The organism is Clostridium sp. L2-50 (assembly GCF_000154245.1).
In the GTDB taxonomy this organism is placed as follows: Bacteria; Bacillota; Clostridia; order Lachnospirales; family Lachnospiraceae; genus Coprococcus.
The window spans coordinates 257,501-275,153 of record NZ_DS480318.1 but is presented as its reverse complement, the minus strand read 5'-3'; the positions used below and the strand labels follow the sequence as shown (position 1 = coordinate 275,153).

Sequence of the window (17,653 nt, the reverse complement as noted above, 5' to 3'; positions counted from 1 at the left end):
ACTCCTCTTACAGGCTTCTGTGTGACTCTTCCACCATAGCCTTTATATCAAATTCTTTATTTTCCTTTGTCTGATCCTTTGTTATGTACAAAAGATACTCGATATTTCCTTCCGGTCCCTTGATCGGTGAATAGCTTAAGTCAAGTGTTTTAAATCCTATCTGTCGTGCAAAATCAACGATCATTTCAACCACTTCCACATGCACCTTCTGATCTCTGACAACGCCTTTTTTACCGACCTTTTCTCTGCCGGCTTCAAACTGCGGCTTGATCAGACACACGATCTCTCCGTCATCTGTCAACAGCTCTTTTACCGGAGGAAGTACCTTTGTCAAGGAGATAAAGGATACGTCGATCGATGCAAATTCAATCCTGTCTTCGATATCATCCGGTGTCACATAACGGATATTTGTTTTCTCCATACAGACAACCCGCTCATCGTTTCGAAGCTTCCATGCAAGCTGTCCGTGTCCGACATCCACCGAATACACCTTGACCGCACCATTTTGCAGCATACAATCTGTAAATCCACCGGTTGAAGACCCGACATCCATTGCCACTTTTCCCGCAAGACTTACTCCGAAGCAGTCCATTGCCTTTTCAAGCTTTAAACCACCGCGGCTCACATATTTTAATGTATTTCCTCTTACTTCTATCTGTGCTTTCTCATCAAATGTCGATCCGGCCTTGTCTTCCTTTATGTTATCCACATAGACAATGCCCGACATGATGATCGCCTTTGCTTTTTCTCTGGACTCTGCAAGCCCACGATTTACCATCATTACATCCAGTCGTTCTTTCATCTCTACTCCATCATATCCTGAATCCGGTCATATATGGATTCAGCATCTATCTTTAGCATCTTTCTCAGTTCTTCTATGCTTCCGTGACGGACAAAGGTATCTTCAATTGCGATCGGAAGAACCTTCACATCACTTGCCTTTGATTCCAGATATTCCTCAACCAGAGCACCATAACCGCCATGCAGGATACCTTCCTCGATCGTCACGATCAGCTTATGTGACTCTGCCAAATGATCGATCATTGCTTTGTCTAACGGCTTGATAAACCTTGCATTGACAAAGGTCACCTGTCTGCCTTCCTGTAAGAACCGATTATATAATTTCTCGGTTTCTTCCACCATATTTCCAACCGCTACTAACGCGATCTCACTTCCCTCACGAAGGATCTCACTCTTTCCGTATTCGACCGGCTCATTATAATCTTTTAAGCCGTAATATGCCTGTCCTCTGGCGTATTTGATCGCTACCGGTCCGTCATAGGCTACTGCCCATTCCATCGCTCTAGTGAGCTCATAGCGGTTCTTCGGAGCCATAATGACCAGATTCGGAATATGCGATAAAAATGCCGTATCAAAGATTCCCTGATGTGTCTCACCATCTGCCCCGACCAGTCCTGACCGGTCGATTGCAAATATCACATGCAGGTTCTGCATACAGACATCGTGCAGGATCTGATCATAAGCCCGCTGTAAGAAGGAAGAATACACTGCTACCACAGGGATCATACCTTCCACAGCAAGTCCTGCCGCAAATGTGACCGCATGTTCTTCTGCGATTCCCACATCAAAGGTTCGATCCGGGAATTTCTCTGCAAATTTATCGACTCCGGTTCCCTTGCTCATCGCCGCTGTGATTGCAACGACCCGGGTATTTTCCGTTCCGAGCTCTACTAACTTTCTTGCAAATACACCTGTATAGGATAAACCTTTTTCGACATTTTTAACTTTACCTGTTTCAATATCAAAGGAACCGATTCCATGGAAATAGCATGGATGCTTCTCCGCAAATTTATACCCTTTTCCCTTGATCGTTTTTATATGAACCAGAATCGGTTTATTTAACTTAAATGCACGTTTAAAGGTTTCTTCCATCAATCTTATATTGTGTCCATCGATCGGACCGATATAGGTAACACCCATTTCTTCAAAGAACATTCCCGGAACAAACATCTGCTTCAAAGAATCCTTCGACCGCTTCAGTCCTTTAGCAAGCTTCTCGCCTGCTACCGGTATATGCATCAGTGCTTTCTCGATTCCGTTTTTCAGATCATTATATGGCTGACCGACACGAAGCTTACTCAGATAGCTTGACATTCCTCCTACATTGTGGCCGATCGACATCTCATTGTCATTCAGCACGACCAGACATCCGGTCTTGACCTCTGCCATGTTATTTAGCGCTTCATAGACCATACCACCGGTGAAGGAACCGTCACCGACAACGGCTGCAATCTTCTCCTTCGTTCCTTTGATCCCTCTTGCGCATGCCATACCAAGTGCCGCCGACATCGCGGTCGAACTGTGTCCTGTATTAAAAGCATCACAATCACTCTCACTGGTCTTGGGAAATCCGCTTAAACCGCCAAACTTCCGTAATGTTGTCATCTGATCTTTTCGTCCGGTCAGGATCTTATGCACATAGGACTGATGTCCTACATCCCATACCAACTTATCAGCCGGGAAATCCATCGCACGATGAAGTGCGATCGTAAGTTCCACGCACCCAAGGTTTGACGCCAGATGCCCACCCGTCTCGCTGACATTTGCGATCAGAAACTCCCGGATATCCTGTGCCAGCTCCGGCAGATCTTTCTCATCTATTTTCTTTATGTCATTTGGTTCTTGTATTCGATCCAGTATACTCATATCTTTCATCTCTGTTATTTCTTTCTGTTGACCAGTTCCAGAATCAATTCATCCAGAAATTCATTCTTATACGGAAGCTGATCCAGTCTTGTAACCGCACGCCTGGATATCTCCGCGACATCCTTCTTGGACTCCTCAAGTCCGTGGATCGTGACATAGGTTACTTTACCATTTTCTTCATCTGAGCAGACAGGCTTTCCAAGCACTGCACTGTCACCCAGAATGTCCAGAAGATCGTCCTGGATCTGGAATGCCAGTCCGATATCCGATGCGATCATTTCGACCTGCTTCAATTCATCTTCCGTTGCTCCGGCAAGAACTGCACCGATCATCATAGATGCTTCGATCAACGCACCGGTCTTATTCTCATACACAAAATGAAGCTGATCACCACTCATCTGCTTCCCTGTCATCTCTACATCTACAACCTGACCACCGATCATTCCGTTTACACCTGCTTTTTTTTGCAAGGATCGTGAATGCCCTGGCAACAGTCTGATTCCCCGGTTCCAGTTCAAATGCCTTACAGGCTGTCTCAAATGCATAATTTAAAAGCGCATCACCAGCAAGGATCGCCATTGCCTCACCAAATACCACATGTGAAGTCTTTCTTCCTCTGCGGTATTCATCATTATCCAATGCCGGCAGATCATCATGGATCAGGGAATAGGTATGTATCATCTCGATCGCTGCCATAAACGGCTCTACAACTTTTCCTGTTCCGCCAAATAAACGGTAGGTTTCCTGCATTAATAACGGACGTAGTCTCTTTCCCCCTGCCTGAAAGGAATAGTTCATTGCCGTAAATATAGTTTTCTGAAACCCTTCTTCTGCCGGTGCATATGTGTATATAATATTCTGTACTTCCTTTGTATGAAGTTCTAATTTATTCTTTTCCACTGTTCTCTCCACTTAATACGATCATTTCTTTTTCAACATCACACAGATCATCCTTACATGCCTGAACAAGCTGTACGCCCTCTGCGTAGGCTGCCAGACTATCCTTTAACGATGTCGCAGGATTCTCTAAGACAGCCGTGATTGCTTCTATTTTCTTCAGGGATTCCTCGATTGAGAAATCCTTCTTTTCCATCTTCTCTGCCATTTCTAATCTTCCTCTTTCACATCCGTTACTCTTGTCTCGATCAGACCATCATGAACACGGATGGTAATGCGGTCATCTTTTTCTATCTCTTTTATCGTCGTTACCGGCGTTCCGGTCTTTTCGATATACCCAAATCCATTTATAAGCTTCGCCGATGGAGACAGACCATGCAGACGTTCTGCAAGAAGCATCACCCGATGTTCGTATCTGTCGTATTTATTCTTCATAGCACGGTTTAAACGATCTGACAGATCATCCAGATAGATCTGCTGCTGTGCAAGCCTCTGCTTCGGATTCAGGATACGAAGATGTCTTTCCGCGGCCTGTAACTTCTCCTGATATGCTGCAAGTCTCCGTTTCATCAGATAATCCATCTGTCTGCCCTGATTTATGACCTGATGAACCGTGGACATCACATCCGGTATTGCCTGCTCACAGGCGGCTGATGGTGTCGGTGCGCGAAGATCTGCCGCATAATCTGCGATCGTATTATCAATCTCATGACCTGTACCGGAAATGATCGGCGTCTTTGCATGGTAGATCGCCCATGCAACGACCTCCTCATTAAACGCCCAGAGGTCTTCGATCGAGCCGCCGCCACGACCGATAATGATCGTATCTACGCCCATGTTATCCAACACTTCGATTCCATGCGCGATATCTTCTGCTGCCCCATCTCCCTGTACCTTTACCGGATACAGGATAAGCTGGACATATGGATTTCTTCTCTTTGCGATGTTTCTGATATCCTGGATCGCCGCACCTGTCTGTGCTGTCACGATGCCTACCCGCTTCGGATATGCCGGTATCGGCTTCTTGATATCGAATTCAAACAGTCCCTGTTCATACAACTTCTGTTTCAACTGTTCATACCGCTCATAGAGATTTCCAATCCCATCCAGCTTGATCTCTTTTACATATAACTGATATCTGCCATCCCGTTCGTAGATATTCACACTTCCGTGGCAGACTACCTGCTGCCCGTTTTCCAGTTTGAAATCAAGACCGGAATATGCATAACTTTTAAACATAACAGCCATGATCGAACCGGTCTCATCCTTCAATGAAAAATAGATATGCCCGGAACTGTGATATTTGCAGTTAGAGACTTCTCCCTTCACATAAATATCACCAAGCAGATAATCACTGCTGATCAGATTCTTGATATATCCATTTACCTGTCCGACGGTATAGCTTTTCTTTGCCATATTCTCACCTAATCTGCAAGCTTTGCAAGAAGTGCATTAATGAAGCTCTTTGCTTCTACATCGCAGTATGTCTTTGCAAGCTCTACTGCTTCATTGATCGCTACCTTTACAGGAATATCTTCATCAAACTTGATCTCATATACAGCCAGTCTTAAGATAGCAAGCTCGGCTTTTCCGATTCTTCCAAGCTTCCATCCCTGTGAGATACCACTGATGGTTTCATCGATCTCAGTAATATGGGAAACAACTGCCTCTACACGATCTATGATATATGCTTTTTCTTCCTCTGTCATGGCAACAGCATCCATCTTGTTATCGTCTTCATCATAAAGGCTGGCATGCTCCAATTCGAGCTCTGCTTCTTCTCTGATCTCTGAAACATCATTGAATTCCAGACTGAATAAAATTTTAAATACGGTTTCTCTTATCTCTCGTCTTGTCATATGTTCCTCTCTAGTTTGCGTCTGCCATGCGAACGCCGGCTACACGTATATTTACCTTGGTTACATTAAGACCTGTCATTGTCTCAATTGCCTGCTTTACTTTATCCTGAACCTGTGTTGTCACAGTCGGAATGCTATACTCATATAATACGTCAATCGCAAGATCTACTTTCACTTCACCCGGCAACAATTCTACCTTCACTCCCTTTGCCGGATTCTTCTTGCCCAAACGGCTTGCGAGTTCATTTGATAATGAGCCGGCAAGTCTTGATACGCCATCTACCTCAGTTGCAGCCAGACCTGCGATGATCGCGATTACTTCGCCCGCGATCTGTACATGTCCAATGGAATTTTCTTCTTCTATATTTTCATACGTGCTTGTATTCTCTTCACTCATTCTGTATACCTCCAGACTTCCTGTATTTGTACATATTGATTCAATATTATACCGCAATTATGAAAAACATTCAACACCCGGAATTGACGGGGAAAATTCAGAATTAGCTGCTGGTTTTGTGAATGATATGCAGCTATGGGCTGTCGGCTGGTACTTGTATCCTATAACAACACACTTCTCTTCCTATGAACTGCACATGTCTTATCCGCACATACTTCTGTGCAAACTCGCCTGCGGCTCAAACATGCACCCGTATGTGCTGACAATGTGCACTTCATAACGGAAGCTTCACTAATGTTGTTATAGGATACAAGTACCAGCCAGACAGATCATACCTGCATATCCATTCACTTTGTACAATAGCTAATTCCGAATTTATTCATATTCTTTGAACTATCTTATGACTTTATACTAATTTATAGTTCCAACATAGTATCTGCATTGTTGGTGATGTTTATTTATATTTTGGCATAATATAATTAAAATGTATATCCGTTGCGATATCTTCATTTCTGACGATAATACATATTTTTACATAATAAAATACATCTTGTAACAGACACTCTTGCTGTTTAGTTGTACAAAACAGGCAGGATGTTATGCACCCTGCCTGAAAAGCTTTATAATAATATCAATATTTCACTTTTAAATAAATCATCTGTTCATTTAATCTTCATAGTCACTGTCATAAGTTAAATTGAATATTACATTTGCAACATTTCCACTTTCTTTTGATAACTTATAATAGTAAGTATGACCCGCATACATATATGCAGTAATTGACGCACTGGAACTTGAATCAAACCAGTCATATCTATCATTCGAACTATCCGGATCTGAGTATTCATATACATCTATACTCTTATCCAGTCCGCTTACACTTGGCACATAGAATTCATAATATCCGCTTGTTGTAGGTGTAAATTTAAGAATCGCAGGACTGACCGGAGATACTGTAATGCTCTGATTTGAACCCGTATTGACTGTGCTTATATTACTGGAAATAACAACATTTGCTGTTACCATAGTACTATTTCCTGCAACTGTTACATATGCTGTAGCCGTATAGTCATATATGGAGTTCTTCGTCTTGCTTGTTAATACATAATTTCCATTTTTCAGGTAAAGTGTATTTCCGAATCCACAGCTCTTACCGGTAGCATCATACCAGGTTTCGAATGAAGAATCTGATACAATTGAATTATTGGAATAAATCATAACCTTGTAAAGCGGAAGCTGGATATCATAACCTGACTGGGTAGCCTGAAGCGACTGGGAGTACAGATACTTCAATGTTCCTCTGTAAGAAGCTTCAATATCATATGTACCCTGCTCTAATGTAATAGAATATGCACCTTCACTATTTGCCGATGTGCCGATATCTGAACTATAACGGCTTGCTTTATTCTGATTTGTAAATGAAATATCTGCATATGGAACTGGATTTCCATTCATATCCTTTACAATACCTGCGATTGTAACGCCCTGCTTTACATGAGCTACAACCTGTGTAGAAGTCTGAAGAGCCGGATTATTTTTATCTGTTACAACAACAGTAAATACATAATCACCGGCCATTGGAAGGGTTCCATGTAATTCTCCGTCACTGTCAATCACACAATTATAGTTTGTGCCGGTTAACGCATAAGAATAACTGCCGCTTCCACCTGCAGCGGTTACATACCGACTGAAATCAACGCCCTGTGCAGAGCCATACACCAGATAAGACGGTGTTGCGGCAGCATAAAGACCGCTGTCATTATATACCAGCCATGTAACGGTCTCTGTCATACGATTACCTAATTCATCATCTGTTACGATCGTAACATTATAAACACCTGCCTGAACCGGTGAACCATAGAACTGAACATAAGAATAACTGTTTGAATAGACAACCTTATATCCTACACCGGCCGGTAAACCGGAAACTGTTGCAGTTGCAAATCCATAACCACCCAGAGCATATCTGTATCCACCTGAACTGGAATCCATCTTGGTACCTACAGCCACCTTGTAGATACTTTCATCTGTATACTGGAATGCGCCCTTTGTATAATAAACTTCCTTCTCCGTACCATACTTTGGAATTGCAACCTTTACATAATGATCCTCGTACAGACCTGTCTCATCATTCAGTGTTAAAATGTAATTTACACCATCTGAAGATGATATGCTGTCGATCACACACTGTTTTCTGTATACACCTGTTGCATACTCCTTTGTATATAATACGAAATCATTTACATTAAGTGATTTTGCAGGAGAAATAGATACCTGAACAGAATGATCGTTCAAAGCAGTAAGTCCTGTAATAACTGCAGGTACTTCCTGTTTCTTCTTTACTGTTACTTTACAGACTTTTTTCTTACCGGAACCATCCTTTGCAAGTGCTGTGATCTTTACTGTACCTGCTTTGATTCCCTTTACTACACCGTTTGCTGATACAGTAGCAATTTTCTTGTTTGATGTCTTCCATACAACTGACTTGCTGCTGGCTTTTTTAGGAGCAACTGTTGCCTTCAGCTTTAAGGTCTTGCCTACTGTCAGGCTTGCCTTTGTCTTACTTAACTTGATGCTTGTTACCGGCGTTCCTACCGTCACCTTGATCTTAACTGTTTTTTTCTTGTTTGCCTTAGAAATAACAGTTATCACTGCTTTTCCGTTTTTCTTAGCTGTGATCTTACCCTTTGCATTTACAGTTGCAACTTTCTTGTTACTGGTCTTATAGGTAACTGCTTTTGATACCTTTTTACCAGAAACGCTTACTTTCGTTTTCAGAGTAAATGACTTACCCTTTTTGAGTGTCAGCTGTTTTGCCGGCAGGTTTGTAACTGCTACAGATTTTACTTTACCGGTCGCCGCACTTACTTCCGCATCCGGAATTGTAAGCATGGAAACAGCTACCGCTACTGCAATTACAACTGCCAGAATACGTTTTAATACTGACATTTTTACTTGTTTTCTCATAAAAAATAGCCTCCCTTTATTGAATTCTTCTCCCAATTTCATCCGCTGAGAATGCAATATCACTCATATCATATGATAAACGTGATCATCAATTCTTCTATGTATGAATATGTACCCTCATTTACTGCTCCTTTTGTATACGAATAAAACTCGAAGAGCATATTCATTATATATCACATTGTTAATTCGTGCAAGAAATTTGCATACATCATGTGTATGTTGTATGTTGAGAATTCAGAATCAGCCGTTAGTTTTGTGAGGGATATGCAGCTATGGGCTGCCGGCTGGTGTTTGTATCCTATAACAACGCGTTTCTCTTCCTGTGAAGTGCACATGTCTTATCCGCACATACTCCTGTGCAAACTCGCCTGCGGCTCAGACATGCACCCGTATGTGCTGACAATGTGCACTTCATAACGGAAGCTTCGCTAATGTTGTTATAGGATACAAACACCAGCCAGACAGATCATACCTGCATATCCATTCACTTTTGTACAATAGCTAATTCTGAATATTAAGCTTATATTTTTATATAATAAAAACGAATACCCATTATAATGTGGCATGAGCATTAAGTCATTATAACAGGTATCCGTCTTATAATTGTAATCTTTTACGATTATCATTTTTTTTATTTCGCCACCACATGCGCGGTCACTGTCGCAGACCGTGTAGTATCCGTAACTGATATCTGAAGAGTTGCCTGATAGGTTACTCCATTTTTCTCTGCGCTACCGGTTAATGTATAATTGCCAACCGCCAGATAGAGGTATCTGCCTTTGCCCTGTACAACTCCATTCTCATCCTGCCACTCTCCCATTTCGCTAAGATCTGCAAAATCCGTATTATCCGATACGACAGTCTGCTGATATACAGGAAGAGCAAACGTAACTTCATTCGTAGCTGCAGCACTTACATAGTAATCACTTGCATAGACTCCTGCTCCGCCTCTTTCATCCTCAATCGAAATATCATAATATCCTTCCGGTACATAGCTGTACATTGCCATTCCATCGCTAATCTCCCCGACCTCTCGTGCATAGCTGATATCACTGTATGAATTATCCTTCCACTGGGATTCAAGTCTGCACAAATAAGTATCTATACCGGTATATTTGATCTTATTCCCATCCAGATCGGTAGCTGTAATCTGGAGCAGGACTCCCGGTTTTATAATAAAGGTCACTGTGCAGTATGTGAAAACATTGACATTCAGACTGTCAGTGATCTTTACCTTCATGGTATATTCACCAGCTTGATCTGTATCAATCGAACAATACTGTACTCCGGTTTTTGACATCACCAAATCCAGACAATCTGCTTTTGACACAACTTCATATTTGTAATTGCCACTTCCACCAATAGGACTTATCTGTGCTCCATACTTTACTGTATAAGTTCTATTTGGTTTGTTTGGAGTTGGAAAACTCAGGCATCCATATTTTGTAACATCCTGTGCTATGACTGCCCTTTCATCATATACTTTCCATACCTTGATATAATGAATCTTATTTCCCAATTCATCTACGACATCAACCTTTGTCTCCCAGATTCCTGTCTCTTTCAAGGTACCATAAAACTGCAGATAACCGGATTGGTCTGCGTCATCTACCACCTTATACGAAAGACCGGTTGGAAGATTGCTTACTGTATATACTGCATAGCCCTGTACATCCGGATCATAAACTCCTGAAGTATCTGAGGAACTGGTCCCTACCACTGTTCCTTTCTTACGTCGTACTTCCGATCTTATTGTTATCTCTGTCGGCTTTGTCCGATATGTCAGTTCTTTTGTACTGTTTAATGTCGGAACAGAAACCTGAACAATATCTCCATTATAAAAAATATCCTGTTTGTCCAGATAAAGCTTATATGTAATGTTATCTGTTGTTTCCAGATGATCGATCACACATTTTCTTACAAAGCTTCCGTATCCATATACCTTACTGGATACCGCGAAATCCGATGTCTGTAATACTTTTGCTTTATTTAATGTCACCTGAAGCACTGCTTTATTCACAATACTCACGTTCTGGATCACAACCGGTACTTCCGGAACAACCGGAGTCACCGCCGCTTTCTTCACAGTGATCCTACAGGCTGCTTTCTTACCGGAACCATCCTTTGCTGTCGCTGTGATCGTAACGGTTCCCGCTTTCTTTGCCTTTACGACACCTTTGCTTGTAACGGTTGCAACCTTGGTATTTGAACTTTTCCAAATGATTCCTTTATTGCTTGGTTTCTTTGGTGAAAGGGTTGTCTTTAAGGTCAGTGATTTACCAACATTTAAGTTTGCCTTTGTCTTATTTAACTTCACCTTGGTAACCGGGGTACCGACCGTAACCGTGATCGTACATTTTTTCTTCTTATCTGCTTTGGAAATAACATAGATCCTGGCGGTTCCTTTTTTCTTCGCTGTGATCTTCCCCTTGGTATTTACAGTCACGATCTTTTTATTGCTTGTTTTAAATGTGACTTTCTTTGATATCTTACCGGTCGTTGTTACCTTCGTCTTTAATGTAAAAGTTTTGCCCTTTTTCAATGTAAGCTGCTTTGCCGGCAGATTCGTAACCGCTACGGTTTTGATCTTACCACTGGCTGCATAGCTCTCTGTCTGTGGGACAGTAAGAATGGATACTGCAACTGCTATTGCTATCACCCATGCCAGAAATCTTCTCACAGACAAAATATTTCGTCTTTCTTTCATCTATACTCTCCTTCTGTTGATTCCCTTATCTGTTCTCATCCGAATCTTATTCCTTGACATATGCATATGCGGTCGTATTGCTTCCATTCACCGTCACATCCAGATAAAAATTATAAATTACACCACTTATACTCTTTCGACAGGTTAAATGATGAGTTCCATTTTCCAGATAAACGGTTTTGGTCGATCCATAATAACTTCCATCCGAAACATCCTGCCAATTGCCAAAACCGGTTATATTTTTCACTGCATCCGGCACATCCGGGTCCAGCTCTATAGTAACCTTATATACCGGGAGTGTGACATCAAATGACCAGACCGGATGCACATCATCTGTTCCATATGCCGCTTTCTGAGTCTTCAGATTATAAACAGTAGTACCTACTGTTCCACTATAACTGGATACCGCAACATCATAAGTACCAGCTTCCAGATCATCCATTAAAATGACTCCATCCTTACTAACACCATTCCATCTGCCGCTTACCTCATCCGTATACTCGGCATATTCATTTTGGTTCTTCATAGTGAATTGAAAACTGGTCAGTGGATCGCCATTTGCATCTTTTACTTTACCCTGTAAATAACCGCCTTCTATAATTTTTAGTGTAAGAGTTCCTGTGCTTGTCATAGAAGTGTCTGTCTTATCTGTTGCACGGATACGAAGCTTGTAGGTTCCGGTTGACAGTTTTGGGGATGATACCTGTATCCCAGCTCCACCGTTGATAAGTGAAGAAACTGCTAATGCAGCGCTGTCACTGCCTTCTTGTAGAAGCTCATATGTGTAATCACTTGTAGAAGTTCCGTTTCCGCCATATACCGCAAGCTGTGGAAGCGTAGTTCCCCACGCAGTTGTCAGAACCTTTTCTGCATCCTTTACAAGCAATTCCGTTCCATCATAAACCAGCCAGATGATAGTCATACTGAATTTGTTACCAAGTTCATCTTCATAGACTAATTTGCTTGTATATTTTCCTTTCTTTGTCACATTACCGTTAAATTTAAGTGTACATGTGGCAGCAGCTGTCTTGATCTGATATCTAACCCCTGCCGGCAGTCCGCTGACAGAGCAATTGGAATAGCCCTTTCCAAGTACCCGGCTCTCATCGACGGAAGCTCCGAGTTTGTATACATATGTTTCTGATTTTTCTATCGTATAAGTTTTCTCCCGATAGATACATTCTCTTGACAGATTTAATTTTGGAACTACTACTTTTATATAGGAGTTTTTCTGTAACACCGAATCTCCTGTAAGCTTAATCTTATAAGTAAGCGAATCCGTTGTTGTTATCTGTCCGATCGTATACTGTTTCAGATAGTCTGCACTTTCATATTTCTTTGCCCATACCTGAAAGTCCGAAGCCGTGAGTGCTGCCTGCTTTGTTAATGTAATGGTTAACATATCCGGCTGTGCTATATTCAGGCTCTTAACGATCAGTGGTTCTTCCGGTGTCGGGATTGGTATGATCGAAGCTGCTTTCTTCACTGTAATCTTACAGGTGGCTTTCTTACCGGAGCCGTCCTTTGCTGTTGCTGTGATCTTAACCGTTCCGGCTTTCTTTGCCTTTACAACACCTTTGCTCGTAATGGTTGCTATCTTGGTGTTTGAACTTTTCCAAATGATTCCCTTATTGCTTGGTTTCTTCGGTGAAAGGGTTGTCTTTAATGTCAATGATTTACCAACATTTAAATTCGCCTTTGTCTTATTCAGTTTCACCTTTGTAACAGGCGTTCCGACTGTTACCTTGATCTTACACGTCTTTTTCTTATCTGCTTTAGAGTAAATGGTGATCGTAGCGGTTCCTTTTTTCTTCGCCGTGATCTTACCCTTTGCATTAACAGTAGCAACTTTCTTGTTACTGGTCTTATAGGTAACTGCTTTTGATACCTTTTTACCGGAAACGCTTACTTTCGTTTTCAGAGTAAATGACTTACCCTTTTTGAGTGTAAGCTGTTTTGCCGGCAGGTTTGTGACTGCCACCGTTTTTACTTTGCCACCGGCTGCATACGATTCCTGTACCGGCACTGTCAGGATCGAGACAGCTACCGCAAATGCCAGAACCAAGGCAAAAAACCTTTTTATCATTGTTGTTCTTCCGTTTTTCATTCATACCTCCCTGTAAAAAAACTTGTTTTTTATGTAATTCTACGTCTTTTTCTGCTATATAGACATATAGCTTAATTATATCTGACGCCCTACATAAAAACAAGGTAACACATTCTATTTATACAAAATATCCAGTTGTTTTTGTGCAGTTTTTCCATTGTGCCTGTTGGTGGATAATACAAATCAAATCCCCTCTATAAATGATTTGTTGCGGTTCCGATTCGCTGCACATGCCCTATTCGTAAATACTCCTGTGCCAACTCGCCTACGGCTCAAACAGGCACCCGTATTTACTGGCAATGTGCACCTCATATCGAAATCCTCACAAGGATCATTCTATAGAGGGAATTTGTATTTGAATTATTTCTCCAACAGGCACTATAATCTTTTATATCTTCAGACAGGCACTATAACAAGAACCGGATACCCCTTGTAACATGACATCTGCGAGCATTTCGACAGGAGAAGTAAATTGCCAGTAAATACGGGTGCCTGTTTGAGCCGAAGGCGAGTTGCACAGGAGTATTTACGAATAGGGCATTTACTTCGAATCGAAAGCACAGCAAGTCATTTACAATGGGGTATCCGGTTCTTATTATAGTGTCGTCAGATGCGCTTTGATGCGAAAGCGCAGCAAGTCATTTATAGAGGGCATCATATTTATGTCATAAACCCAGCAGGTGTATTCCTACTTATCCTCGGCTATGGTAATCACCAACTGGGATACGTCATAGCCGGTTTTTCTGGTTACGATGTCTTCTACCTGTGCCCGTTCGGTATCGGACAGGTTTGCAACAGGAAGTGTAACATCGACGGTATCATCATTTACGGTTACGATGCAGTCAGTGTAGCCTTTGGCTGTCAGGACGGTTTCTGCATCTGTTTCTTTCTCGATCGTATCGGTAAGTTTTACATAGCTGTTTACTGCTTCATCTTTTGCTGCACTGTCCATCGTTTCATCGTTGATGATCGCAAGCAATGCTTCTTTGCTTCTTGCGCGGCTCTGCTCCCGGTTCAGTTTTGCAGTCGCAAGATTACTTTTCATAGTCTGAGCACTTGTAAGAACAGCTTCTCCGATATCCTCCTCATCACTGTTCAGTTCTACATTTTCTTCAAGAGCTGCCTGTTCCAGATATGTAGTATCGGTATTCTCCGATGCAGCTTCTCCCACTTCTGTATTGTCAGAAATGCCCATCGTTTCTTTGTCTGCCTGATCTGTAAGTCCATCTTCCGTAACATCCGCTTTATCGCTGTCATAGCTGATAACTTCGGCATCCGCATTTGTCTCCTTTGCCTTTTGGCGCAACAGGTCGTCTCTTTTCCCTGCATTGAAATTCAGATAACCTGCAACTCCGATCATAACCGACAGGGCAAGTATCACCAGACGGTTTTTCTTAAAGATCTTTTTCTTCATCCATATCCTCCATGCTTTATTCTTGTTCTAATACAACTATCTTATGCGCCGGAACATCAAATAATGCCTGAACCGCTTCGGTTATTTTTATCGCAATCGTCGGATCGGAAGCCCCCGTACAACTGACCAGAACTCCCTCAATCTCCGGTTCCAGTGTTTTGCTTACATAGGGATATTCGCCGCTGTCTGCATTTGTCATAACAGAAGTCTCACTCCTGCTCTTCTGACTGCTGCCATCTGACTCACTATCGGACTTCGTCACATCCTTCTCTATGATCTTCTCGCCTCCATCTTTTAATGTGATCATGACACTTACCGTTCCGACGCCTTTCACCTGAGACAGTATCCCTCGCAGCTTCTCCTCCTGAAATGCTATATAATCTTCATAGCCGCTGTTTGCCGATGATTCTTCTCCTGAAATTCCCTGTCCATTGTCTGAGGCATATTCTCCGTTCTGTTGTTTTCCGGTCACTCCACCGGACGTTTTGTCCTGTTTCGTTCCGGTTAAAGCATCAAGTCCGGAAAATCCGTTTTTCTTATCAGACGGCCAGAGAATGACCAGCAGACAAATACCTGCAAGCAAAATTCCCATGCACTTTCGAAGTGCCGCATTTTTATCTTTTTTCAGTTCCTGCAGCTTTTGTTTGATGTTATTCCATATTCCTTCCATGCTCTCTCACTCCATTATATGTAACATGTCCGCTTTTAGTACATGTTATTTTGTCTGATATCCATTTATAAATACTTTGATCCTGTCCTCACTGATCTTATACTCTTTTGCGATCTCCTGACGGAGTTTTGCTGCATCCACGATTGTATCTGCCGCAATTCCTGATACGCTCTCTTTTTCTGTTGTGTCTGCTGCACGATCGAATGATTCCTCTTTCTCTGCTGTTTTTTCACTTACAACATTGTCTTCAACGTCATTCTTTGTATCTAATTCTCCGACCGTAACATCAACCGCTGTGATCGTGTAATTCTCATCAAAGGTGATCGCCACCTTACTGTCCAGTTGGAATGTATCGCGCAAATGATCTTTGATCATCGTCTCCATGACATCTGTATAATATGTAACATCACCGTTTCCCGGTGCGCCTGCAACTGATTCATAGTAATAATCAAAGCTTAGAATATCATTTAAGCCACCCGCACTTAATACAGGTGTCAGGACAATGATCGCCAGTACAAAACCAACCGCCGTCTGCATGTATTTTCTGTATTTCTCATCGGGCAAAAGGAAAAACACCAGAGAAGAAAACAATATAAAAAGCACGATATTTTTTATCCAGGCTAACAACATCCAGCACTCCTTTCCACCAATTTCTGAAAAACGGTTATGCATGTACCCGGATGGACAACCAACTTTTCACCTCGCAAGCAACGTCATGAGTGTGAGGGAGATGATAAATAAAAAGGAAGCACACCAGATGCCACGCAGCATCAGTCCGATGGTCTGTGCCATAATGTTAATGCCGTCGGAAAACCGTTTATCTCCCAAAGGCTGCACAAATGCAGATACGATACGAAGAGTCAGATAGATCACTGCGATCTTGGTAACCGGCAGAAGCACCGCCAGCAATACGACGACTGCACCCGCAATCCCGATCGCATTTTTTAAAACCATCCCCGAACCGAGCAGGATATCCGAAACATTCTTAACTGTATTTCCACCCGGCAGCATACCGAAAGCTTTTAAGACGGCATTTCTCTCCAGCTTATCCACTGATGGAACCATCACTCCCTTTATCACATTCATTCCGGTTACGACTGCAAACATGGTTTTCAGGATCCATCCTGCAATATTCCTTAATAACGTAACCGTCCTTGAAAAATGATCCTCGGCATTTAACTTATTCACAAGTCCGACCACGCCACTGCATTTGGTAAGCGGAAATACAATCTGAACGATCACCTTCTCGCACAGAAAAATGATCAGCACCGTGATCTGATAGGTAAATTCCGCCGTGCCTGCACCATTTGTATAGGAGACAGCCAACGTATAAGCAGGTATAAAGGTGATCATCAGATCCGTAAGATCCGAGACTGCCGACACCGCTATATCGGAAACGACCGCAAACATTCCGAGCAGGATGGATACCACCATCAGATAGGTGACGAAGAAGCCGTTTCCACCTACCATCTTTCCAAACTTTCCGGACAGGTTCGTGAACACCGAACCAAGAATGACAACGGCAAGAAGCTGAAGGAGCAGGCGGTTATTGCTTTTTATCTCCCCTGTAAGTGTCTGCTGTATTGTTCCCAGACTGTAGTCAAGAAGCCCCTGAAGGTCTCCGTTTCGGATATAGGATACGACCTCCCGAAAAGAGAGTCCTGCCTGTTCTTCTGTCAACATGTCCATTTCGTCAAAAGCGTTTTCATCAAGTCCCAGATCCGTCTCATCAACATCCGATATATCTGTATCCACATCTGCCATTTTCATATCCGATCTTCGATATCCAGCAAACTCTCCCGGTTCGGTATTTATAAGTTCTGGGACAAACCCGGGTGGTCTTCCATTACCCGATTCCTGCATAGCAAACGTTTTCTGCTTCTTCCCGGCAAATAACACCACTGCGATTAAGATCAGTCCTGCCACAATGCCTGCTATAATCATTTTCGCTTTTTGTCCTCTCATAGT

At 42.3% G+C, this 17,653-nt stretch carries 13 protein-coding genes and 1 pseudogene; all 14 read right to left on the bottom strand.

Translation table 11 applies throughout. From position 1 onward, the window contains the following. Window positions 1–7: 7 nt before the first annotated feature. A complete protein-coding gene (locus CLOL250_RS06610; RefSeq protein WP_008401483.1) occupies window positions 8–802 on the bottom strand; it encodes a TlyA family RNA methyltransferase in 795 nt (264 codons plus the stop codon). Between the two features lie 2 nt (window positions 803–804). Beyond that, the gene (gene dxs / locus CLOL250_RS06605) at window positions 805–2,676 is read right to left on the bottom strand and encodes a 1-deoxy-D-xylulose-5-phosphate synthase (RefSeq protein ID WP_008401482.1); all 1,872 of its coding nucleotides are present in this window, start codon (window positions 2,674–2,676) and stop codon (window positions 805–807) included. Window positions 2,677–2,681: 5 nt separating this feature from the next. Beyond that, window positions 2,682–3,567: pseudogene (locus CLOL250_RS06600) on the bottom strand (polyprenyl synthetase family protein). Continuing rightward, a complete protein-coding gene (gene xseB / locus CLOL250_RS06595) occupies window positions 3,554–3,772 on the bottom strand; it encodes an exodeoxyribonuclease VII small subunit (RefSeq protein WP_008401479.1) in 219 nt (72 codons plus the stop codon). The pseudogene CLOL250_RS06600 and the gene xseB overlap by 14 nt, the downstream one beginning before the upstream one ends. A 2-nt stretch (window positions 3,773–3,774) precedes the next feature. Next, window positions 3,775–4,980, bottom strand: coding sequence for an exodeoxyribonuclease VII large subunit (gene xseA, locus CLOL250_RS06590; RefSeq protein ID WP_008401478.1), 1,206 nt, complete (start codon window positions 4,978–4,980; stop codon window positions 3,775–3,777). 8 nt (window positions 4,981–4,988) lie between these two features. Further along, window positions 4,989–5,423, bottom strand: a complete 435-nt coding sequence (nusB, locus tag CLOL250_RS06585) for a transcription antitermination factor NusB (protein ID WP_008401477.1) — start codon at window positions 5,421–5,423, stop codon at window positions 4,989–4,991. A gap of 10 nt (window positions 5,424–5,433) precedes the next feature. Beyond that, window positions 5,434–5,820 carry an Asp23/Gls24 family envelope stress response protein gene (locus CLOL250_RS06580; protein WP_008401476.1) on the bottom strand — a complete coding sequence of 129 codons (387 nt, stop codon included), beginning with the start codon at window positions 5,818–5,820 and terminating at the stop codon, window positions 5,434–5,436. Window positions 5,821–6,486: 666 nt separating this feature from the next. Beyond that, on the bottom strand, window positions 6,487–8,787 hold the full coding sequence (locus tag CLOL250_RS13350) for an Ig-like domain-containing protein (protein WP_049941093.1): 2,301 nt from the start codon (window positions 8,785–8,787) through the stop codon (window positions 6,487–6,489). 631 nt (window positions 8,788–9,418) lie between these two features. Further along, entirely contained in the window at window positions 9,419–11,494 is a 2,076-nt protein-coding gene (locus CLOL250_RS13345; RefSeq protein WP_008401473.1) for an Ig-like domain-containing protein, read from the bottom strand. Window positions 11,495–11,540: 46 nt separating this feature from the next. Further along, window positions 11,541–13,601, bottom strand: coding sequence for an Ig-like domain-containing protein (locus CLOL250_RS13340; protein WP_008401472.1), 2,061 nt, complete (start codon window positions 13,599–13,601; stop codon window positions 11,541–11,543). A gap of 688 nt (window positions 13,602–14,289) precedes the next feature. Continuing rightward, window positions 14,290–15,015: a SpoIIIAH-like family protein gene (locus CLOL250_RS06560; RefSeq protein ID WP_008401471.1), complete on the bottom strand. Its 726-nt coding sequence runs from the start codon at window positions 15,013–15,015 to the stop codon at window positions 14,290–14,292. A 16-nt stretch (window positions 15,016–15,031) separates the two neighbouring features. Continuing rightward, entirely contained in the window at window positions 15,032–15,685 is a 654-nt protein-coding gene (locus tag CLOL250_RS13335) for a hypothetical protein (protein ID WP_008401470.1), read from the bottom strand. A gap of 45 nt (window positions 15,686–15,730) precedes the next feature. Further along, window positions 15,731–16,315 carry a stage III sporulation protein AF gene (locus tag CLOL250_RS06550; RefSeq protein ID WP_044945301.1) on the bottom strand — a complete coding sequence of 195 codons (585 nt, stop codon included), beginning with the start codon at window positions 16,313–16,315 and terminating at the stop codon, window positions 15,731–15,733. Window positions 16,316–16,381: 66 nt separating this feature from the next. Then, the gene (locus tag CLOL250_RS06545) at window positions 16,382–17,650 is read right to left on the bottom strand and encodes a stage III sporulation protein AE (protein WP_008401468.1); all 1,269 of its coding nucleotides are present in this window, start codon (window positions 17,648–17,650) and stop codon (window positions 16,382–16,384) included. Window positions 17,651–17,653 lie beyond the last annotated feature (3 nt).